The following is a 22,075-nucleotide window of genomic DNA, read 5'->3' on the forward strand; positions in this document are numbered from 1 at the left end:
CATGACTGCTCTCGTACAAATCAACCAGGGTACGCCGCCGACTGGCTCGGATGGCGATACCGTTCGGGTCGGATTTTCCAAAGTCAACGCGAATACGGCGGCGCTGTCGGCTCAAGTACCGCTTGTCACGGCATATGTCTCCGACACTAAGGCGCTGGATGCAAGCTATGTGGGCAAGCGGGTCTGCTTGAATTTCGGGGCGGCCGGCGGCAAAGTCACTTTTCCCGCAGCCGCAACGGTTCCAGCAGACGGCTGCATTCTGCTTTGGAATATCGGCCTCGTCGTTGCGATAGGCTTGCAGGGACAAGATGGCACCGAAGTGACGATGCTGAATGCTGGCGACTGGGCGCTGTATGTTTCCGATGGAAGTGGGTATTGGCACGTTCAGCAGCGTGGGCGGAACACTTGGAATGAAATAGTTGGCGGCTCGCTTGAAGTTCAGGGAAATTTCTCGGTTGATGGTGTCATGTCGGTGCCTGGCGCTGGCGGGCAAGGCACCATCCGGCTTGGCCCGAACGAGGGATATTTCTACGGGACGTCGATTGCAGTCGGCTGGTTTTCATCGACAAAGGGCGGTTTTTACTACGCGCTGGAAAACAAAACTTTCTCGGTGCCTAACCTCTCTGTCGACGGCGCCCTGACCGCCGGCGCACGTCCGACTTATGCGGGAAATCTTGCATGGGACGCAGGAAATCTCCCGCATCCCGTGACTTCTGCGGATAGCCATGCTTACGGGTTTTCCTGGAATGGCTCCAATATCTACGCTTATGTGGATGGCTCGCCGGTTGGCGGCCTCGCATTCGCGTCGGACTATCGGATCAAGAAATCGGTCGAGACCTTTGAGGGCGCTGCGTCCGATGCAATCAAAGCGCTCAGGCCGGTTACATATCAGATTGCGGACGTTGGGCCGTTCAAGGGCACGGGCGCGGTGGAGTTGGGATTTATCGCGCACGAGTTGAAGGGTGTGATCCCGAGTGCAGTCGATGGCGAGAAAGATGCTGTCGATGCCGAGGGGAAAATCATGATCCAGTCGCTGAAGTGGCCTCCGATTGTCGCCATGCTGACCAAGGCGCTTCAAGAGGCGTTGGCGCGGATCGAGGCGCTTGAGGCGGCCAAGCAATGACGATCACCGCAGATGTTCAGCAGCTTGAGCCAGGCCGGCTTATCGAACTGTTCGACGTCGACTGCACACGCATCGGTGGCGACATGATGCGTTTTCACGGTCACCTACAGTCTGGATCGATTTGGTGGCAGGGTAACGAGTACAAGCCGTGGCCGATACAGGCGACGGGCTTCAAGCGTACATCGGATGCATCTCAGCCAACTCCCAAACTCGTGGTCGCCGACATCAGCGGCACGATCTCGGCGCTGTGTGTCTACCTTGATGACCTTGTGGGGGCGACCGTGCGCCGCCGTCGAACACTCGCTCAGTACCTTGACGCAGTCAATTTCGCAGATGGAAATCCGGCCGCGGATCCGACGGCCGAAATGGCCGCTGAAATTTGGCGTGTCGAGCAAAAAAGCAGCGAGGAGCCCGGCCTGCAGGTCGAATTTACGATGGCGTCGCCGCTTGACTTCGGCGGGCAGCAGCTGCCCGGCCGGCAGATTGTGAGCGTTTGCCAGTGGATATATCGGGATGCGAATTGCGGCTACGCGGGAACATCCTATTACGACGCAAAAGACCAGCCGATTGATGACCCTGCGTTGGATCGGTGCAGCATGAAAATAAGCGGCTGCGAGTGCCGCTTTGGCGTAAATAATCCGCTGCCCATCGGCGGATTTCTGAGCGACATCCTTTCCTAAAATGAACGAAATCACAAAGGCCGCGATCGCCGCTCATGCGATCGCGGCGTACCCGCACGAGTGCGTTGGCCTGGTGGTGCAAGTGGGTGGTGCGGAGCAGTACATGCCGTGCACGAACTCGGCCACCGAGCCGACGGAGCAGTTCATGCTTTCCGCTGAAGAGTTCGCGCGCTGCGAGGATGCGGGCGAGGTTGTAGCTCTGGTGCATTCGCATCCAGGCGCTCGTGCGCAACCCAGCGCTGCCGATCGAGCGGTGTGTGAGGCGAGTGAGATTGCGCGCTGGGTAATTGTGTCGGTGGGTGTCCAAGAGGACGGTTCGATAGCGGTCGATGACTGGTGCGAGTTCGGGCCAACGGGTTTCATCGCGCCGCTCGTGGGGCGTCAGTTCGTGCATGGAGTGCACGATTGCTTCTCGATTATTCGAGACTGGTATCGCATCGAGCGTGGAGTCGTAATCCCCGATTTCGAACGGCGAGACGACTGGTGGAATGACGGCAGTACGTCGCTATATGTCGACAACTACCGCACTGCGGGTTTCGTTGCTGTCGGCGTCGATGCAGTGTTGGAACTTGGCGACGTGATGCTCATGCAGATCCGCAGCAAAAACGGGGTTCCGAATCACGCTGGCATATACATCGGCGGGGGCCATTTCCTGCACCACATGCACGGGCGTCTATCGGGCCGTACCGTGTGGGGCGGCATGTGGCTCGATTGCCTGCGGGAAGTCTTGCGATATGGGGGTGCCGAATGAATGAATCGCTTCGCACGATCCGTCTGTATGGCGTGCTCGGAAACCGATTTGGCCGCGTGCATCGCCTGGCGGTCCGCTCCACTGCGGAGGCCATTCGCGCCTTGTCTGTTGTGGTTCCCGGGTTCAAAGGCTTTCTCGTCGGGGCGCGTGAGCGTGGTCTGACGTTCGCCGTGTTTGTCGGCAAGAGGAACGTCTCGCAAGATGAACTCGCGTATCCAACCAGCGGGAATGATATTCGTATCGCACCTGTCTTGGTCGGCAGTAAAAAAGCTGGCTTGCTTCAGACGATCATCGGCGCCGTTTTGATTGTCGTTGGTGCGATCACCTATGCATATGGCGGGGCGGCGGTGACGAACTATGGCATATCGATGATCGCCATGGGTGCGTCGATGTCGCTTGGTGGCGTGATACAGATGCTGAGCCCGCAGGCCGGCGGCCTCGGCAGCACGGTGGACAACGGCACGTCGTATTACTTCAATGGTCCGGTAAATAGCTCGGCACAAGGTGAGCCTGCTCCGATTGTCTACGGAAGGATGACCGTCGGATCAAAGCGGGTTAGCTCTGGAATTTTTGCTCAGGATCAGAAATGAGAAATCGGATTTTAGGTGCAAAGGGGGATGCCGGGAGTTCTTCTAGTGAGTCTCCCGACAGCCTGCATTCCACTGCTACTGCCCGCGTGCTTGACGTGATCTCGGAAGGGCCGATTATCGGCCTCGTAGATGGTCTGAAATCGATCTTTCTCGACGGCACGCCGATCGCGAACTCGGACGGTTCCACCAACTTCTCGAACTATTCCGTCGACTCGCGCGTAGGCACGCAGGATCAGGATTATCTGACCGGTTTTCCGGCTGTAGAAAATGAAATCTCTGTCGGCGTAGCTCTGTCGAGTGACGCGCCATGGAGCCGTCAGTTGCAGAATACGCAACTGACGGCAGTTCGCATCAGATTCGGCGTGCCGGCGCTTCAGCAGACGAACACGTCTACAGGTGACGTGACGGGATATCGTGTCGAGTATGCAATCGACGTGGCGGCGGACGGGGGTTCGTACTCGCAAGTTCTGGCCGGTGCATTCGACGGTAAGACGACTTCGCTTTATGAGCGCAGCGAGCGCGTTGAATTGCCGCGCGCGACGTCGGGTTGGTTGGTCCGTGTGCGCAGGCTTACGCCGAACCAGCATACCAATTACATCCAAGACACGATCAATATCGAGGCGATCACCGAGATCATCGATCGGAAGCTGCGGTACCCGATGAGTGCCTTGGTCGGCATGTCATTCGACGCGCAGTCTTTTAGCTCGGTGCCCACGATCTCATACGACGTGAAGGGCCGAATCATCGCCGTGCCGTCGAACTACGATCCCGATCTGCGCACATATTCAGGCGTGTGGGACGGAACGTTCAAGCAGGCTTGGACGGACAATCCGGCGTGGATTTTCTACGACTTGGTTCTCAACACGCGATACGGTGGCGGAAAGTACATCGATGCGTCATCGATTGATAAGTGGTCGCTGTATGAGATCGCGCAGTACTGCGACGTCATGGTGCCGGACGGCGCCGGCGGCCAGGAACCGCGCTTCACGTGCAACTGCGTTATCCAGTCTCAGTCGGATGCTTTCAAGGTTCTTCAGGACATCGCCGGAATTTTCCGTGGTCAGGCCTATTGGGGCGCTGGCAACGTTGTCGCAACGTGCGATATGCCTGCGGATGCAATTTACGTGTATACGCAGGCCAATGTGGTCGAAGGGAAGTTTCAGTACGCGGGAACTGAGCGCAAATCGCGTTATACCGTTGCGCAGGTGAGCTGGAATGATCCGGCGAACCAGTATCAGCAGGCTGTCGAATACGTATCCGACGACGACGGGCTGTCGCGATACGGCGTTGTTAAGGCATCGATCACGTCGTTCGGAACGACGTCGCAGGGTCAGGCGCATCGGCTCGGGCTTTGGACGTTGCTGACGAGCCGCTACGAGACGAACACCGTTTCGTTTGACGTCGGCCTTGATGGCATGCTCTGCGCGCCTGGCGATGTGATTGCCGTGGCGGACGCTAACAAGGCTGGGCGGCGCATTGGCGGGCGGATCCGATCGATGGACGGAAATTCTGTCGTGCTGGATAAGATGCCGGCTGTCGTTGGCGGGGATGAGCTTACGGTCATCATGCCCAGTGGCGTTGCGCAAAAGCGTTCTGTTGCCGAGGTTGATGGCGATACGATCAAGGTGACTCCGGCATTCGACGCGAATGCCGTTTCGGGGGCGGTTTGGATGCTCGAAAGTACCGAGCTCGCCTCGCAGTTGTTTCGGGTCGTGGCCGTGGAGGAGGGCGACGACGATAGTCAGATCGGTTACACGATTACCGGCGTGCAGTACGAGCCGGGAAAGTACGCGGCTATCGATAGCGGCACGAAAATTCAAAAGCGTCCTGTTACCGTTACGCCCCCTTCAGTGCAGCCGCCGCCGTCTAACGTTCGCGTGTCGACGTACTCGGTGATCGATCAGGGCATCGCGAAAACCAATATGGTAATCGCGTGGGATTCAGCCGATAAGGCGGTGAACTACATTCCCGAGTGGCGTAAAGACTCGGGTGAGTGGGTGCGGGCGAACCAGACGGGCGGCCTGACGATTGAGGTATCGGGCATCTATCAGGGTACGTATCTGGCTCGTGTGAGCGCGCAAAATGCTCTGGGCGTGACCTCGATCCCGGCCTACGGAATCGATACGGTTTTGACGGGAAAAACTAGTCCGCCGCCTGCGCTTACGTCGCTCGCGACGACCTCGCAGATATTCGCGATTCAGTTGGACTGGGGCTTTCCCGCCGATGGCTCGGCAAACGACACGTCGTATATCGATGTCTGGTACAGCAGGACGAACGATCTGTCCGCTGCTGCGCGATTGTCGACATATCCGTATCCGCAGGCACGGGCGTCCTTAATGGGTCTCGCGGCTGGCCAGGAATTTTTCTTTTGGGCAAGGCTTGTCGACACCTCCGGCAATATCGGCCCGTGGTATCCGGCGGATGCGTCCAAGGGCGTGTTGGGTCAAAGCAGTAGTGACGCCACGGCATTGCTGGCAATGCTCGCAGGCGAGATCACCAAAACGCAGTTGGGCCAGGACGTGCTTGCGCCGATCAACGCGATTCCGGGGATTCAGCAGGGCGTTTCGAGCAACGCATTGGCGATCACTGCCGAGGCCCAGGCTCGTGGCGCGGCTGTTACGTCGGAACAGCAGGCCCGTCAGGATGCCGACATGGCGCTCGGCTCTCGAATCGACACCGTGTCGGCGGCAACTGGGTCAAATGCATCGGCCATACAGAGCGAGGCGAGAGCGAGGACGGACCAGGATATCGCGCTCGGTACGCGGATTGATACTGTCGCGGCTGCTGCCGGTGCCAATGCTGCCGCCATCAGTCAGGAGTCGACGGCGCGCGCGTCAGGCGACGCGGCCAATGCCAGCGCCATCGGTTCGCTGACGGCCCAGATCAACGTACCGATGGCCGGTGACGGCGGCGGCTACGCTGGGTCGACGACAGTCTATGCGGGCGTCTGGTCTGAGCAGTCGGCTCGCGCCGAGGCCGATCTCGCTCAGTCGGCGCGCATCGATACCGTCGCGGTTCAATTGGATCGCGCTGCTTCGTCGCTGTCTGCGGCTGTTCAAACGGAGATCCGGGCGCGCAGCGATGCGGTGAGTGCCCAGGCGACTCAAATTGGCACGATTCAGGCCCAGGCCAATGCCAACGCAGCAGCGGTTCAAACGGTAGCGCAGTCGTATGCGGACCTGAGTGGGCAGGTGTCGGCTTCGTATACGGTCAAAACGCAAGTCACTTCCGGCGGTCGAACATACATTGCCTCGATCGGCATTGGCACGGATAACAGCAGCGGTGTCGTGGAGTCGTCGGTACTGGTTGCTGCTCAGCGGTTCGCGGTGCTCGATAACAGCGGCAGTGTTGTGACGTCGCCGTTTGTTGTGCAGGGCGGTCAGGTGTTTATTGCCCAAGCGCTTATCGGCACTGGCCGGATTACGAATGCGATGATTGGCGACACGATTCAAAGCAACAATTTTGTTTCCGGTCAGCAAGGCTGGCGAATCGATAAGGCCGGCACGTTCGAGATGAATGGGACGGGTGGCGGTGGCCGATCGACGTCGACCAGCGATGGCTACTATGTGTTCGACACGAACGGCGTTAATCGTGTGAAGCTCGGGAGGCTGTCGTGACGACATACGGCCTGCAACTGTTCGATGCAAGCGGGAATGTAGTGCTCGATATCAGTGATCGGTTAACGCGGTACGGCGGCCAGTTTGATACGGGCACGTCGAATGGGTCGTTCACCATTCCGATGCTGTCCACGGGCGATCCGTGGATCCACGTACGAGATAGCGACCCTGTAAGTTCGTCTGTAGCGCCCCGGGTAATCAAAAGCGGGAATGTGATTTCGTGGAATTTTGAGGCGTCCACTTATCCATTTCGATCAGTGCGAGTTTTGTACGGAGTGTATTGATGGCCGATTTCGGGCTGGAGGTGATCAATTCATCGGGGTTCGTCCAGATCGATAGCACCTACAAAAATCTTGGGCTGCGGGCGAAGGGGGTTGTCACTTCCGGGGGCGCGCCGATTGGTGGCGTTGGCTGGTATTACGCAACGGTCACCATTACGGCGGGAGCAAGTCCGGTCATTGCGTTCCGGTCGAGCGGCAAGTGTTATTTGCGGTATTCGACCGCGAGCGGCGGAACGATCACGTACTACTTTCACTGCCAAGGTGCCGGGATGCAGGTGTGGTACTGGGTTTTTGATGATCCAGTGCTTGCTACGCTCTCTGGAAACTATGGTCTCAGCGTGAGCGATGGCTCTGGCGCGGTTGTGTTCGATTCCAGGACTAACTATATGCGCGTGATCGGCGCTGTCAGTGGGGCTGGCGCGCCGGGGAGTGATCCGATCGATGCAGGATTCACTGGTAGCTATTCGGGGGTGCCCGCAGTTGTGCAGGGGCAGTTGCGCTATCAGGTGATTAACACGCTCGTGGGCGGACAGCCTCCGAACGCGACAACAGTTCAAAACCTGCTGGCGGTAGCCGTTTCTTTCCCGGGGCTGAGTGTGACATGGCGGCAAGAGAATCCTGCCTCTGTGACCTTCAATCGTCAGCAAAATATTGATCCCTCGATCAGCCATCTTGCCTACGACTATCTCGTAATCGACGTCTCTTCTATGTGAGGAAAATGTATGCCCATTGTTATCGATTACACCACGCCCGGCACTGGCGCCGTGGCGGGGTTTCATATCGTGCAGCAAGTCACGATTGACTATCAAAATTCTCGAAGTGCTGCGCAGCTCGCGTCGTATGTCAGCAAGCAAACGCGTGCTGACGGCAAGCAGCCTGTGTTCACCCAATCGATCGAGTTCAACGCACTGCCGACGGACGGTACGTCGCCGCTCGAATATGCGGAAAAAATGATTGTGGCGCCGGCGGACGATAAGACATCGCCGAGTCCGGCGCGCGCGTACTTCGTCGGCGCGACGATCGAGAGCTAGTCCACAACAAGCTGTATCCGGGCCGCCCTAGGGCGGCTTTTTTTATTTCGGGGGATGGATGGAGGAAGCAATGATCGACGATGGAAAAGTCGGCGTGCTTGTCGAGCGGATGAACAACTATCTGGATCGGCAGGCGCGCATGGAAGGGCAGTTGCAGATCCTTGTCCAGATGCAACTGACGCTCGCGCAGCAGGGAACGCAGATCGAGACGATTCAAAACAACCAGTCGAGGCTCTTCAAGAAATCCGACGAGGTTGAGAAAGAGATCGCGCTGCTGAAGGAAAAAGAGATCACTCCTTTGCGTGACGACATGATCGGCAACAAGCGGGCGATCAAGGTCCTGAGTGGAGTCGGTTCGTTGATCGTCGCGGCATCCGGCTTGTTGTATTCGCAATGGCGACCGTGGCAGGCCGACCTGCAGGCCGCAAAGGAGGCGCGGGACGCACAGATCACCAAGTATTCGCAGGACGTGGGGCACGATTTGCAGGCGCACGACCGGCGTCTCACGGTTTTGGAATTCAGGGCTAACAACGTCGATCACCGGAGCGATAAATGACGCCGAATGATTTCGTGAAAGCAATCGGGCCGGCTGCGCGCGAACTGGCGGCCGCTACCAAAATTCCGGCGAGCTTCACGGTCGCGCAAGCCGCGCTCGAATCGGGATGGGCAACATCGGATCTTGCTCAGAAGTATTTCAATTTGTTTGGCGTGAAGGCGGATGGCTCGTGGAAGGGCGCGGTGGTGTGGTTGCCGACCAAGGAATACGTCTCGGGCAAGCCGGTGACCATACAGGCGCGCTGGCGCGTTTATCCGGACTGGCTTTCGAGCATCCGGGACCGAGCGCAATTCCTGCTCGTGAACAAGCGCTATGCCGGCGCGTTCTCGTCGGCCAACGGGCCTGATTTCGCGCGAGCCGTTGCGGCGGCTGGCTATGCCACCGATCCGGACTACGCAAAGAAAATCGTTTCGATCATCACTTCCTACAAGTTGACTGCGCTCGATGTCTGACGCGGTTTGTTGCGGGGTTCGTGTCGGCCGCCTTGTGCGGCCTTTTTTATTTGGGGGTGTCGTGAATGTCTTGTTTTTCGTAGGCGCCGCTCTGCTGTACGCGGCGTGGGGTGCGCTCGTCCTGCTCGGGAAAGCTGATGCGCATGAGTACGTGGCGGGTATCGGCGCAGGCCTGGCGTGGCTCGCGTCGCATGCGACGACGAAGAGCGCGGCTTCTGACTCTGCGTCCATCGCCAGTCCTGCTTCGGCGGCTGAGACGAATCCCGGCGAGCCGATCCGGTAGGTCGTTGCCTCGTTGTTTCCGTAGTTCTAATCCGCTTCGAATTAAAAGGTAATTTATGAAAAAGATGATGCTGCTTGCGGCAGGTTCCGTCGCGTTCGCTGCCCTGGCGCTCGGCGCCTGCAAATCCCTGCCGACGCCGGCCTCGGTATTCGCTCAGTCCTGCCCGGTGGTAAACGCCGACCTCGCGCTCATTGGCGCATCTCCGCTGCTCAACCAGGCGCAGCGCGATGTCGTCATTCAAACCATCCTGCCGGCGAACCAGAAAATCTGCGCCGCAGGGGTGAACGTCGACGTCAGCGATCTGAAGGCGGTGCACGACAGTTTGCTGCCGCTGGCCGTGGCAATCGTCCAAGCGGTGCCGCTGCCGAACCAGGGAATCATTCTGCTCGCGCTCCAGAGTTTCGGCCCGATCGTTCAGCAACTGATCGACAATCTCGTCATCGTGCCGTTGACGTCGACCATGTCGGCCGCCGCGGCCGCGAGCGACGCAACGACGGCCAGCACGGCGGTCGCGCAATGAAGCCGATCCGAGTTGCACTCAGCGGCTCGGGCTTTCGCTTGAGCGCCCATCTCGGGGCGCTTCAGGCGATTGCGGATGCCGGGTACGAAGTCGTCGAGCTGGCCGGCACGTCGGGCGGCTCGATCGTCGCAGCGTTGCGTGCGTGCGGAATGTCGCTGGTCGACATGCGTAAGTTGGCGCTGGAGACCGACTGGGCAGGGCTGATGGAATTTTCCGCCTGGTCATTCATCCGCCGGCAGGCGTTATGCAGCGGTGATGCCTTGCAAAAATTCCTGCTCGACGTGACGCATGGAAAGCGGTTTGCAGATCTGGGCATGGAACTGAAGATCATCGCGGCAGACCTGTTGACCGAAAAAGAATTTCAGTTTTCGCGGGTGGCCACGCCCGACCTTCCTGTCGCGATCGCTGCCCGTGCGAGTGCGTCGATCCCGGTGGTTTTCTCGCCGGTGGCCGTGGCCGGCGGCCTAATGGTCGATGGCGGCACGATGGACAACATGCCCGTCAGCGATTTGATCGTCGACGACGTTCCCAGGCTCGGGGTGTTTTTGCGATCTGACGACACGGCGCTCGCGCCGGGCAGTTACGGTTTGCGGACCCTGGCTCCGCGGATCATCGATCTGATGCTTGCGTCGAACGAAACGGCGCGCATGGCAGCCGATCGAGCAGCCGGCGCAACGATCGTTGACGTCCCGACCGGATATGCCAGCTCGTTCGATCGCCGCATGTCGGTCGATACGCGCCTGCGGCTGTTCAATGATGGGTATGTGGCTGTCGAGGCCGCATTGAAATAAAAAGCCGGGTAGCGCTGAATAATGCGCTACCCGGCTTTTTTGCGTTTGCTGCGGCCGGTAGTTAATCGAGGCGTATTAATCGAGTTCTCGCGTGCGCCGCTCTTCCTGGTTATGTTTCAGGCAGGCTCTTTCGGCGGCTTTTTCTACCACGTTTGACGACGCGCCTTGGAGGCTTTGCTGCGCGAACACGTCCCGCGTCAGCTCGATATAGGTCGGCAGGTACGGATCGTAGCGATATGCGGCCTTCGTTCGGCCCAGCGAGGCGTCAAGCGTAGTGCCGCCGTCGCGGTCAGCTGTCGCGTGCGCAGCGACGTTTGAATAAATGCCGCAGTCGATAATCTGAGGCCGATGGGCATGAGCGGTTGCGGCTGCGAACACGGCGATCGCAACCAGCAAGAGTTTGCGCGGCATTGTGGGTTCCCCGGAAAGCTGTTTATTGTGGTGATAATTCTCCACGGGGACTCGCATTCAATCAAGTAGTTTTCTACAAGATTACGGCCGGGGCGACAGAATAAAAATCATTATCAAATAACCGGCTACCAGTCGGATAATCTGCATCCGTCATTCAGTAGTATGCGAAGCTGGTACATCGCGACTATTTCTCCGCCTACGTCCTCCCTCCAGACCTTATCGATGCATCGCCGATGATCCTCGGCGTCCTTGAACATACGGCGAGTGCGGACGCATTCCAATATCAGTCTGCGGATCAGGTGGTCCTCAGGGTACTGGCGCCATGCTGCGCGCATTTCCTTCATGGTCGGGTACAGGTAGTCGGGAAGCTGTTTCCGGCCGGCCGCTGCCGCGACAGCCTGATCCAACGGCACCTCGTTTCGGTCTACCCTCGTCTCAACGATCTTCACCGCATCCAAGTCGGCCGGCGGAAACCCTGTGTCTCGGACGAACTCGTCGACCGTCATGGCCGTGTAGGTCCGGGTCCGCGTGTCCGAGATCGGGCAAGTAAATTCCCAGACGAAAGCCCATAGAGGTTTCATGGCGCTGCTCGTGTACTGTATGGACGAACAGTATATTCGCATCATGGTCGTTCCGATCTGGCGAGATTTTCCTCGGCGGGATACGCCAAATTTACGCCAAATTACGAAAGAAGCTTTATTCAGTAAGGGATTGATAGGGTGTATTGTTGCCGAAATACGGGAACAGCACGTCGACGGCCGTGTCGTGATCGGCCACCAGCGACAGGCGCGGCGTGAACTGCGTGCCGTCGGCGGCCTGGTCGCGCAGGTTCCATTTGCCGCGGTCGGCTGCGCCCGATTCGGCCCAGCGGAAGCCGATCGAACCGACCGGCACGACGCAGGCGCCGCTCGCGTCGTCGATCATCACGCTCTTCCATTCGGTGCGGTCGGTTTCGCCGAGCGCGTCGTCGAAATCGGAGGCGCGCACCACGCGCTCGGGCACGTAGCCGCCGTCGCGATGCGGCACGAGCCGCACGAGGCAGGGCATGTCGGTGTAGCGCCGGCAGTAGTCGATGAAGTAATCGGCGCGGCCGGCCAGATGGAATTCCTTGAGGATCACGTGGCCCATCGCCAGCGCGAGCGCGGCATCGGTGCCCTGCTTCGGGTGCAGCCAGAGGTCGCCGAACTTCGCGCCCTCGGCGTAATCGGGAAACACCGAGACGACCTTGGTGCCGCGATAGCGCGCTTCCACCAGGAAGTGCGCGTCGGGCGTGCGTGTTTGCGGGACGTTGGAGCCCCACATCATGATGAACGTGGAGTTGTACCAGTCGGCCGATTCCGGCACGTCGGTCTGCTCGCCCCAGGTTTGCGGCGAGGCGGGCGGCAGGTCGCAGTACCAGTCGTAGAAGCTCAGGCTGACGCCGCCGATCAGCGCCAGGTAACGCGAGCCCGCCGCATAGGACACCATCGACATCGCGGGAATGGGCGAGAAGCCCGCCACGCGATCCGGCCCATGCCGGCTGATGGTGTGGACATTCGCGGCGGCGATGATTTCGTTGACTTCGTCCCAGCTCGACCGCACGAAGCCGCCGAGGCCGCGGCGGCTCTGGTAGCTGCGGCGCGCCTTGTCGTCGTCGACGATCGCGCGCCAGGCCTCGACCGGCGCCAGCGTGCGGCGCTTGTCGCGCCACAGGCGCACGAGTGCGCTGCGCACCATTGGATGCTTGAGGCGGTTCGCGCTGTACAGATACCAGGAGTACGACGCGCCGCGTGCGCAGCCGCGTGGCTCGTGGTTCGGCATGTCGGGGCGGGTGCGCGGGTAGTCGGTCTGCTGGGTTTCCCAGGTGACGATGCCGCCCTTCACATAGACCTTCCAGGAGCAGGAACCGGTGCAGTTCACGCCGTGCGTGGAGCGGACGATCTTGTCGTGCTGCCAGCGTTGCCGGTAGCCGTCCTCCCATTTGCGGTCTTCGTCGGTGACGGTGCCGTGACCGTCGGAAAAGGATTGCCGGGCCGCGGTGAAATACCGTAGCCGGTCGAGGAAGTGACTCATCGAAACCTCGCGTTGGGGGCGTTTGGCCGAACTGTCGTGCTTGTCGTTCTGACATGTCGGGATTGCGGCGGAACGCTTGGCGCGCCCGCGGCTCGATCGCGCCGGAGGCCGGGCGATCGAGCGAGGCCATCTTAGCGACGGCCTTCGTGGTGCGATGCGACCTGCATCAAGTGTTCAACGGCTTGTATCCATCGAGCGGGAACGCGGCTTCCGGAGTTTCCGACAATTTTCAAATGCGCCCGAGGCGCGCCGGAGTGCGTTTCGCGAAGCCGGACGTGTTCGCCGTATTTCGATGGATATTTCGATTGGGGCCGAACGACAGACGGGCAGGTGCCGCGCGCAGAGGCTTGGTGCGGAAGGCTGACGAGGTGGACGTGCGAGATGCCGCGTTGCCTTGCGCATGGCAACGCGGCAATGGGCTTCGGCCGATCGAGTGGGATGCGGCGTCCGAAGGCAAAACTCCGAACTGCGAATGTTTTATGCGCCGGCGGCGTGATTGCGCGACGAACTGTCGCGATCGATTCCGCGCGATACGTGCGGCTTCGGTCTCACCCGAACCACTTCCGCACCCGCGCGAACATCCCGTGCTGCGCGATCCATTCCGCATAGGCCCGATAGTCCGGATCGCGCATCAGATGCCGCTCCTCGGTCTTCGCGCGCAGGAAGTAGATGCCGTTCACCGCGAGCAGCCCCGCGCAATGCGCGATCGCGACCTGCCAGCCGAGCGCCGGTACGAACGGCACGGACACGAGCCAGTACGACAGGTTCTTGGTCAGGTAGGCCGGGTGCTTGGTGAAGCGGTACGGGCCGGACGTGATGATGCCGCGGTTCGTGAGGTTCGAGAAACGCAGCCCGAACGAGATCGTCGACAGCGCATAGCCGATCACCAGCGCGATGATCGCCAGGCCCCACACGAACTGGATCGCCGGCACGTGCGTGAGCCAGTTGTCCCAGAACAGCGTGCCTTCGTAGCGGATGTAGCGCTCCGAGATCAGCGACCAGAACGGCTGGTAGCAGATCAGCGCGGCGATCCAGCCGAGCGCGGTCGGCTCGACCGTGCGCACGTGGCTGTCGAGCACGCGGAACGTGCACAGGTAGCCGACCGAGCCGAACAGCAGGTCCATCGTGAACGCCAGCTCGTAGAAGAAGCGGAACGTGGCGAGCGAGTAGGGGGCGCCGGACATCGCGGCCAGCGACGCGGTCAGGTGGTCGGCGTTGGTCGACACGTAGACGAACATCAGCGGCAGGAAGAAAGCCTTCACGGCCCAGCCGCCGAGCATCTCGCGCAGCGGTGCCCATTGCGCGGGCCGCTGGCCGCGCAGCAGCAGGTGCGCGAGGCTCAGGTAGGCGTCGTTCTCGTCGCGCTGGCGGGTATCCATCCACGCGAAATAGAGCGGCGCGCCCACCGCGAAATACGGCGCGAGCAGCGCGCACAGGCTCCAGAACGGCTGGTAGAAATCGCCGTGATATTCGGGCAGCAGCCAGTAGATCAGCGCGATGCCGGCGTAGATCGCGCCGAGCGCCGCGAGCCGCATCGCCACGCGCGCGAAGCTGAGGGGGCGCACCGCGTTGGGCATCAGGCCGGCGCTCGGGCGCAGGTAGGCGCGCGCGACGAACAGTTCGTAGGCGCCGACCACTACGATGATCGCGAGGCAGGCGGCGAAGCCGCGCTCGGCGCCGCTCAGCAGCGTGCCGTCGCGCGAGAACCAGAGCGTGGCGAGCGCGGCGGCGATGCCGGCGAGACCGACGCTGAAGGGCGTGGCGGAGCGGGGCGGCCGGGCCCGGGCCGTGGAGACGGTGTCGAAAGTCGAATTCATGTCATGCCTCGTAAAAGACATCTGGCGATTCGGCGCCGGGCTGTCGAATTATCGGTGCCCGGCTGCCGTTCATGTCGCACCGGTTGCCGCGTGAACGGCGGCCGGTGCAGCATGTTTGCTTCGTCCTGCTTGTTGCTTACTTCTTGCCGCCGAGCAGGCCGCCCACCAGGTTGGTGACCGGCGCCAGCAGGCCCGCCGTGCTGCCCGAGGCGGTGCTCGAACCGGTCAGCGCGCCGGTGGCGCCGTTGACCGCGCCGTTGGCGGCGGTGCCGACCGAGCCGACCGAGCTGACCACCGAGCCGGTCGTGCCGGCCGCGGCGCCCGTCGTGGTGCCGGACAGCGCGCCGGTTACGGCGCCGGTGACGTTGCCGAGCGAGCCGGCCGCGCCGGACACGGTACCGCTCAGGCCGGCCGTCGCGCCGCCGCTGCCGACCGAGCCTTGCAGGCCGCCCGTCAGCGAGCCGACCAGGTTCGTGACCGGCGAGAGCAGGCCGCCGGCCGACGCGGCGCCGCCCGCCGTGCCGGTCGCGCTGCCCGACAGGCCGCCGAGCAGGTTGGTGACCGGCGTGAGCAGCGCGGAGAGGCCGGCCACCGGCGTCGCGCCCGAGGTGCCGGACGTGCCCGACGACGTCGAGCCGGACGAACTGCTGCCCGAGCTGCCGCCGATCGAAGCGCCCAGGCCGAGGTTGAGGCCGAGCGAGCCGGTCAGGTTCAGCAGCGGGCCGAGCGGGTTGGTGGTGCCGGTGCCGCTGGATCCGCTCGTTCCGTTGAGCAGGCCGCCGGTGGCCGTCACCGTGTTGCCGAGCGTGGTGACGACGTTGCCGAGGTCCTTGCCGATCTGGTTGCCCGTCGCGTTGGAGATCGCCGAGCCGGCGCTGCCGAGGCCGGAGCCGAGCGTGCCGAGCAGCGTGTTGACGGGGGCGCCGAGGCCGGTGGCCGCGCCGATCGTCTGCGTGGCGTTGGTCAGGCCGTTGGTGATCGGGTTGATCAGCGTGGCGACCTGCGTTTCGATCTGCTGGACCGGTGCGCTGCCGAGCACGGTGCCGAGGCCCGTGCCGACGTTGCCCACCACGCCGCCGAGCGTGCCGACCGTCGAGCCGAGCGCCTGCGTGACCGGAGCCAGCGGCGCGAGCGGGCCGCCGCCGAGGGCGCTCACCGCGCTGCCGAGCGACTGGACGGCGTTCGACGCGTTCGAGACGAGCGTGGCGGTCGAGGCGAGCGTCGGTCCGAGCGGGTTGGCCGAGGTGCCGATCTGGCCGAGGCCGTTGGCGAGGCCCTGACCGACCGAGACGATGCCGTTGCCGAGGCTGTTGACCGCGACGCCTACGCCGGCCGTGGTGCCGCCGGCCAGTGCGGGGTTGACCACGGCGACCTGGGTGCCGGTGTCGGCGACGGTCGTGCCGGTGGCGGTGACGACGTTGCCGAGCTGCTGGATGATCGTGCCGAGGGGGCTGGAGCTGGTGCCTGAGGTGCCTGACGTGCCGGAGGTGCCTGACGTACCGGAAGTGCCGGACGTACCCGAAGTACCCGAAGTACCCGAAGTACCCGAAGTACCCGAAGTACCCGAAGTACCCGAAGTACCCGAAGTACCCGAAGTACCCGATGTGCCGGAAGTACCCGACGTACCGGAGGTACCCGATGTGCCGGAAGTGCCTGACGTACCGGAAGTACCCGAGGTGCCGGAAGTGCCCGACGTGCCCGAGGTGCCCGAGGTGCCCGACGTGCCGGATGTGCCCGAGGTGCCCGAGGTGCCCGACGTGCCGGATGTGCCCGAGGTACCGGAAGTGCCCGAGGTACCGGAAGTACCCGAGGTACCGGATGTGCCCGAGGTGCCGGAAGTACCCGACGTGCCGGAAGTACCCGAGGTGCCGGAAGTACCCGACGTGCCGGAGGTACCCGAGGTGCCGGAAGTACCCGAGGTACCGGAAGTGCCCGAGGTGCCGGAAGTCCCCGAGGTGCCGGAAGTCCCCGAGGTGCCGGAAGTGCCCGAGGTACCGGAAGTGCCCGACGTGCCGGAAGTACCCGACGTGCCGGAAGTACCCGACGTCCCAGAAGTCCCCGACGTCCCAGAAGTCCCCGACGTCCCAGAACTTCCCGACGTCCCAGAAGTACCCGAACTCCCCGACGACCCACCAGACGACCCGCCCGACGTCCCCGACGTGCTCTGAATCCCGAGGCCGCCACCCGCAGGCGTATACAACCCGTCCGAACCGCCGCAGCCCTGCAACGCGAGCAGCGACGAAGCGCCGATGGCGATCGCGGTCTTCTTGAATAGCGTGCGCATGATGTCCTCACAGAAAAAGTAATGTTCTGTAAGGGCAGGCTGCAAATTCCGGGCCACGCGGGCGGATTCACGAAAATCGTGAAATTGGAGAGAAATCGATCGAAGTAAGGTAATTAATTCGATTTAAACGCGACGATTCCGGAAAATCCTCAACGCCAAAATCCGAATGTTCCGGCGTGCTACGTTACGCCCCCCGCACGACCGCGTAACGGCACGCGGGGCGCAGGGGGCACAAGGGGCACAAGGAAGGGGGCACCGACGCCCGCCCGCGCAACCGTCAGACCAGCCCGGCCGGCCGTCGCGTCGGCGGAATCGGCGCATCGTCGAGCGCACCCAGGAAACCGGCCGTCCACCAGTGCACGTCGTACTTGCGGATCTCGGCGAGCAGCGCCGTGTGCCGCTCCACGCGTTCTTCCAGCGGCATCGTCAGCGCGGTGTGGATCGCGCGCGCCGTGCCCTGGATGTCGTACGGGTTCACCAGCAGCGCGTCGGTCAACTGCTCGGCCGCGCCCGCGAAACGCGACAGCACGAGCACGCCCGGATCTCTGGCGTCCTGCGCCGCGATGAACTCCTTGGCGACCAGGTTCATGCCGTCGCGCAGCGGCGTGACGAGCGCCACCCGGCTCGCGCGGTAGAGGCCCGGCAGCGAGGTGCGATCGAGGCTGCGGTGGATGTAGCGCACCGGCATCCAGTCGAGCTCGCCGTAGTCGCCGTTGACCGAGCCGCACAGCGAATCCATTTCCTGGCGCAGATGATCGTAGGCGTCCACGTCCTCGCGGCTTGGCGCGGCGATCTGGATCAGCGTCGCGCTCTTGCGCATCTCGGGGTAGCGGTCGAGCATCTCGCGGAACGCCTGCACGCGTTGCGGCAACCCCTTCGAATAGTCGAGCCGGTCCACGCCGAGCAACAGCTTGCGGCGCGAGTATTCGTCGCGCATCTGTTCGTAGACGTTCAGGCCGTCGTCGTCGGTGGCCATCTGCGAGAAGCCGTCCACGTCGATGCCGATCGGGAACGCGCCCACCCGGACGTTGCGGCCGAACGCGCGCAGGTATTCGCCGTCCACGAACTCGGCGTTGGCCTCCGCTTCGGCGTAGCGCACGAAATGCGTGACGTCGGTATGCGCCTGGAAGCCCACCAGGTCGTACGCGCACAGCGAGCGCATCAGCCATTCGTGTTCGGGGATCGCGGCCATTACGAGCGGCGGCGGCACGGGGATATGCAGGAAGAAGCCGATCCGATTGCGGCAGCCTTGCGCGCGCAGCTCGGTGGCGAGCGGGATCAGGTGATAGTCGTGCACCCAGATCACGTCGTCGGGCTGGAGCAGCGGCATCAGCTTCTGCGCGAACAGGCGGTTCACGCGGCGGTAGGCGTCGCCGAACTGCACGTCGAAGTTGGCCAGATCGAGCCGGTAGTGGAACACCGGCCACAGCACGTTGTTCGCGTAGCCGAGGTAGTAGTTGTCGTAGTCGCGCTGCGACAGATCGATGGTCGCGAGCTTCATGTTGCCGGCGTCGCGGATCTGCACGTCCTGGGTGGACGGGTCGGCTTCGGTGAGCTTGCCGCTCCAGCCGAACCAGATGCCGCCACGCTGCTGCAGGCTTTCGTTGAGCGCGACGGCCAGGCCGCCGGGTGCTTCGTTGTCCGGATCGGCTGTCCGGTTCGATACGACGATGAGACGGCTCACGAAACTCTCCTGATGAACGGTGATGGAAGGCGCGATCCGCCTCGCGACGCCGCTGCGCCGGCGGGCCGGGCAACGGTCGGGCAGGCATCGGTCAGCGCGCCTGAAGGAGCAAGGGGGGCGCTGGCCGATACGAACCCGGCGCAGGAGGATCGGACAGGACGGTGACGCGGTTCGGCGTGGGCCGCATCTCGCGCGGGCACGCGGCGAGACGGGATACCGGGCACGGCGTGAAGCACGCCGAGGCAAGGCCGCACGGCGGCGCTGCCGGGCGTCGTGCGTGGCGCTGGGCCGGACGACGAACGAGCCCAGCGTACACCATCAATAAGGCGTGTGTTCAGGATGCGCGTTGGCGCAAGCTGCCTAATGTTGCATTCGGCACGGTCGACAGCAGCGTATGAATCGCGAAGCCGACATCCGCGCGCGCGAGGTCGAACCACACCGCCATCCGTTCGCGATGCGCGTCGATATGCGATACATAGACGCCGAGCGGCGAGCGCAGCAGCGCGCGGCGCTGCGCGCACAGATAATCGGCGGCGCCTTCGAGCGTGATCGGCAGCAGCACACGAGGGCTGTCCTCGCGGTCGGCCGGCGTGGTGCGGCGGGCGAGCTGGCGTGCCGCGCGCACCGGGCCGATCGAGGCGACCGGGCGAAGCTGGCGGGAGATCGGCGTGACGGACGTTGCACTGCGGGAGACGGGCATGATGTCGGCGGCGAGCCGCGGTAACGAACATGGCTTCACGTTACGCCGGGGCGCGTAAACGTCTCGCAAAAATATCGGCGCGCGCGGCAAAGAAGCGGCAAGCGGCCGGCCGGGTGGTGCGCGCGGGCCGATGTGGCCGGTGCGCCCGGGTGCGATGACGGAGCAAATGGCGGAAGTGGTCGGAGCGCGGCGGGCGGCGGAATCGGCGAGAACCACCGCGCTGCCGGCCTGCGAATTCGATGCGGTGCAGCAATCCGCGTGCCTGAAATAAAACCAAAAAGGGCCGGTTCCGCCGGGGATCAGGCCCGGGCGCGCGGCATCATGCGTCGTAGCCCGGTTCGGCCGCCGTGGCGCCGGCCGCGTCGCCGCGCTGGCGGTTCGCCACGAAATCGTTGACCAGCACGATCGCCGCGCGGCAGGCGTCGAGATCGAGGGCGTGGATCGTGTTGGCCGGATCGAGGCCGAGTTGGGTGGCGAGCCAGCGGATGCCCTTGGCGCGCGCCTCGAACGCGTTGCAGCCGTCGCGGCGCATCTTGGCGGCCACCAGCGGTTCGAGCGCCGCGTGCAGATCCGATTTCGCCTGCCGCAACTCGGCGTTGGCGAGCCGGCCGAGCGGCACGTGGCGGCGGCTGCGCGGAAACACGCCGATCCAGGCATCGCACGGCGGGCAGACCCACAGCTCGCCGTGCTCGTCGCGATACGGGTAGGCGGCATCGCCGAAACGCGCAAGCTGCGCCTTCTCGCCGCAATAGTCGCAGACGGGTTGAGGCAGGGCGGGAACGGGGCGGCCAACGCGCATGACGGAAAGATCGGCGAACGGGATCGAAGTGGAATCAGCGCACAGTATAAGGATCTCGCCGCGCCGCCTGCCATCCCGGCGTGCCGGCGCGGCAGCGCGCCGCGCCCGCCGCGTCAGGCCAGCACCACGCCCTGCGGGTCGCAGATCCGGTTGCGGCCGGCCGTTTTCGCGTGATAAAGCGCGGTGTCGGCCAGGTTGACGAACGCGGCGTCGCTGGCGGCGGACGCCTCGCGCGTGGTGACGATGCCGATGCTGACCGTCACGCGCCCATAGGCGCTGGTCGCATGCGGCAGCGCCAGATCGTAGATCGAGCGCCGCACCTGTTCGCCGAACCGGGCCGCGCCCTGTGCATCGGTGTCGGGCAGCGTCACGACGAACTCCTCGCCGCCGTAGCGCGCCATGCTGTCGGTCGCGCGGCGCGCACACAGGGCCAGCACGCGGCCGACCTCGCGCAGCACCTCGTCGCCGGCCGGGTGCCCGTAGTGATCGTTATAAGCCTTGAATTGATCGATATCGACGAACAGTAGCGCCAGCGGCCGGCCAGTTCGTTGCGCACGCAACCACTCGCCATGCAGCGTGGCGTCGAACGCGCGCCGGTTGCCGAGGCCCGTCAGCGCATCGGTGCGGGTCAGCCGGTAAAGCTGCTGCTCGACCTGCTGGCGCAGCCGCAGCTCGTGCGCGAGCAGCATCGAGCCGGCCGCCACCACCAGCGAGAACACCGCCACGATCGCGCCGAGCCGTTCCGCGCGATGCCGCCATTCGAGATAGATGTCGCTCTCCGCCGGCGCCACGTCGACGATGATCGGCAGCGCCGGCAGCCGCTTGTACACATACAGCCGCCGCGTGCCGTCGAGCGAGGCCAGGCCGGACACGGCGCCTTCGGGCTGGCGCATCGCATCGAGATACACGGTGGAGCGGCTCACGTCGCGGCCCACCATGCTGGTGTCGAACGGCAGCCGGGTGATCAGCGCGCCGTTGGTGCCGAGCACGGCCGCCGAGCCGTGCGGGCCGACCGACAGGCCGTCGAGCAGCGAGCGGAAATAGTCGACGCTGAGCGCGCCCACCACCACGCCGCCGAATGAACCGTCGGCGTTGTCGATGCGGCGCGACAGCGTCAGCATCGCCTGCCCGCCGTGCAGCGGCGACGCGTAGGGCTTGCTGATGTAAAGGCCGATCTCGGGATGGCTGCGGTGGATCGCGATGTCTTCGCGATCCAGCAGGTTGGCCACCGGCGGCGTGTCGGAGCGCGAATCGAGCACGATGTTGCCGCCGGGGTCGACCACGTAGATCGTGCCGAGGTAGCGCCCGGTGGTGGCGCGGTCGAACAGCACGAGGTTGCGCAGCTTCGGCGGCAGCGCCATCACCTGCGGCTGGCGCATGCCATCCACCACGGCCTGCAACGACAGATCGTATTGTTCGACGCTGCGGGCGATGTCGCGTTCGAGCACGAGCACCAGGTTGCGGGCATTGCCGGCTGCGCGCTGGTAGGCGTCCGAGCGCGACTGGAACAGCACCAGCGCGCTGAGCGCCCAGAAGAACACCAGCAGCACGCCGCCCGCCAGCAAAACGCCGGCCGGGGTCAGCAGGCGTGAGGCGGCAAGCTTCCACGAGCGGGGCGTCGGATCGGGCAGTCGGTCGGCGGGCATCAGGATG

At 63.2% G+C, this 22,075-nt stretch carries 19 protein-coding genes and 1 pseudogene; 11 read left to right on the forward strand and 9 right to left on the reverse strand.

Annotation, left to right across the window (positions count from 1 at the left end; translation table 11 throughout):
* Position 1: 1 nt before the first annotated feature.
* The 11 genes from AB4851_RS08770 to AB4851_RS08820 all read left to right on the forward strand — a co-directional run bounded on the left by AB4851_RS08770 (position 2) and on the right by AB4851_RS08820 (position 10,675).
* Positions 2-1,123, forward strand: coding sequence for a tail fiber domain-containing protein (locus tag AB4851_RS08770; RefSeq protein ID WP_414446861.1), 1,122 nt, complete (start codon positions 2-4; stop codon positions 1,121-1,123).
* Entirely contained in the window at positions 1,120-1,803 is a 684-nt protein-coding gene (locus AB4851_RS08775; RefSeq protein ID WP_414446862.1) for a phage minor tail protein L, read from the forward strand. Before AB4851_RS08770 ends, AB4851_RS08775 begins: the two co-directional genes overlap by 4 nt.
* Position 1,804: 1 nt before the next feature.
* On the forward strand, positions 1,805-2,554 hold the full coding sequence (locus AB4851_RS08780; RefSeq protein ID WP_414446863.1) for a C40 family peptidase: 750 nt from the start codon (positions 1,805-1,807) through the stop codon (positions 2,552-2,554).
* Positions 2,551-3,144 carry a tail assembly protein gene (locus AB4851_RS08785; RefSeq protein WP_414446864.1) on the forward strand — a complete coding sequence of 198 codons (594 nt, stop codon included), beginning with the start codon at positions 2,551-2,553 and terminating at the stop codon, positions 3,142-3,144. Before AB4851_RS08780 ends, AB4851_RS08785 begins: the two co-directional genes overlap by 4 nt.
* Positions 3,141-6,761 carry a host specificity protein J gene (locus tag AB4851_RS08790; protein ID WP_414446865.1) on the forward strand — a complete coding sequence of 1,207 codons (3,621 nt, stop codon included), beginning with the start codon at positions 3,141-3,143 and terminating at the stop codon, positions 6,759-6,761. Before AB4851_RS08785 ends, AB4851_RS08790 begins: the two co-directional genes overlap by 4 nt.
* A gap of 283 nt (positions 6,762-7,044) precedes the next feature.
* Complete coding sequence (locus AB4851_RS08795) at positions 7,045-7,755, forward strand: hypothetical protein (RefSeq protein WP_414446866.1); 711 nt, start codon at positions 7,045-7,047, stop codon at positions 7,753-7,755.
* A 9-nt stretch (positions 7,756-7,764) separates the two neighbouring features.
* On the forward strand, positions 7,765-8,073 hold the full coding sequence (locus AB4851_RS08800; RefSeq protein ID WP_414446867.1) for a hypothetical protein: 309 nt from the start codon (positions 7,765-7,767) through the stop codon (positions 8,071-8,073).
* Positions 8,074-8,143: 70 nt separating this feature from the next.
* Complete coding sequence (locus AB4851_RS08805; RefSeq protein ID WP_414446868.1) at positions 8,144-8,629, forward strand: hypothetical protein; 486 nt, start codon at positions 8,144-8,146, stop codon at positions 8,627-8,629.
* A complete protein-coding gene (locus AB4851_RS08810) occupies positions 8,626-9,081 on the forward strand; it encodes a glycoside hydrolase family 73 protein (RefSeq protein ID WP_414446869.1) in 456 nt (151 codons plus the stop codon). The genes AB4851_RS08805 and AB4851_RS08810 overlap by 4 nt, the downstream gene beginning before the upstream one ends.
* Before the next feature lie 338 nt (positions 9,082-9,419).
* Positions 9,420-9,884 carry a hypothetical protein gene (locus AB4851_RS08815; protein WP_414446870.1) on the forward strand — a complete coding sequence of 155 codons (465 nt, stop codon included), beginning with the start codon at positions 9,420-9,422 and terminating at the stop codon, positions 9,882-9,884.
* Complete coding sequence (locus tag AB4851_RS08820; RefSeq protein WP_414446871.1) at positions 9,881-10,675, forward strand: patatin-like phospholipase family protein; 795 nt, start codon at positions 9,881-9,883, stop codon at positions 10,673-10,675. The genes AB4851_RS08815 and AB4851_RS08820 overlap by 4 nt, the downstream gene beginning before the upstream one ends.
* A gap of 75 nt (positions 10,676-10,750) precedes the next feature.
* Here AB4851_RS08820 and AB4851_RS08825 read toward each other — a convergent pair whose 3' ends face one another.
* The 9 genes and pseudogenes from AB4851_RS08825 to AB4851_RS08865 form a co-directional block, all read right to left on the reverse strand.
* The gene (locus tag AB4851_RS08825) at positions 10,751-11,131 is read right to left on the reverse strand and encodes a hypothetical protein (protein ID WP_414446872.1); all 381 of its coding nucleotides are present in this window, start codon (positions 11,129-11,131) and stop codon (positions 10,751-10,753) included.
* A gap of 80 nt (positions 11,132-11,211) precedes the next feature.
* Positions 11,212-11,592, reverse strand: coding sequence for a hypothetical protein (locus tag AB4851_RS08830; protein WP_414446873.1), 381 nt, complete (start codon positions 11,590-11,592; stop codon positions 11,212-11,214).
* A gap of 220 nt (positions 11,593-11,812) precedes the next feature.
* Positions 11,813-13,138, reverse strand: a pseudogene (locus AB4851_RS08835) (molybdopterin-dependent oxidoreductase); the annotation flags it as partial.
* Positions 13,139-13,686: 548 nt separating this feature from the next.
* The gene (locus AB4851_RS08840) at positions 13,687-14,955 is read right to left on the reverse strand and encodes a methyltransferase family protein (protein ID WP_414446874.1); all 1,269 of its coding nucleotides are present in this window, start codon (positions 14,953-14,955) and stop codon (positions 13,687-13,689) included.
* Between the two features lie 136 nt (positions 14,956-15,091).
* Positions 15,092-17,239: a collagen-like triple helix repeat-containing protein gene (locus AB4851_RS08845; RefSeq protein ID WP_414446875.1), complete on the reverse strand. Its 2,148-nt coding sequence runs from the start codon at positions 17,237-17,239 to the stop codon at positions 15,092-15,094.
* A 277-nt stretch (positions 17,240-17,516) separates the two neighbouring features.
* Complete coding sequence (gene otsA, locus AB4851_RS08850; RefSeq protein ID WP_414446876.1) at positions 17,517-18,923, reverse strand: alpha,alpha-trehalose-phosphate synthase (UDP-forming); 1,407 nt, start codon at positions 18,921-18,923, stop codon at positions 17,517-17,519.
* 334 nt (positions 18,924-19,257) lie between these two features.
* Positions 19,258-19,623 (reverse strand): hypothetical protein, encoded by a 366-nt coding sequence (locus tag AB4851_RS08855; RefSeq protein WP_414446877.1) that lies wholly within the window; start codon positions 19,621-19,623, stop codon positions 19,258-19,260.
* 319 nt (positions 19,624-19,942) lie between these two features.
* On the reverse strand, positions 19,943-20,422 hold the full coding sequence (locus AB4851_RS08860) for a zinc-finger-containing protein (RefSeq protein WP_414446878.1): 480 nt from the start codon (positions 20,420-20,422) through the stop codon (positions 19,943-19,945).
* A gap of 113 nt (positions 20,423-20,535) precedes the next feature.
* A complete protein-coding gene (locus AB4851_RS08865; protein ID WP_414446879.1) occupies positions 20,536-22,068 on the reverse strand; it encodes a diguanylate cyclase in 1,533 nt (510 codons plus the stop codon).
* Between the last annotated feature and the right edge of the window lie 7 nt (positions 22,069-22,075).

It is taken from the genome of Burkholderia sp. 22PA0099, assembly GCF_047497165.1.
GTDB lineage: Bacteria > Pseudomonadota > Gammaproteobacteria > Burkholderiales > Burkholderiaceae > Burkholderia.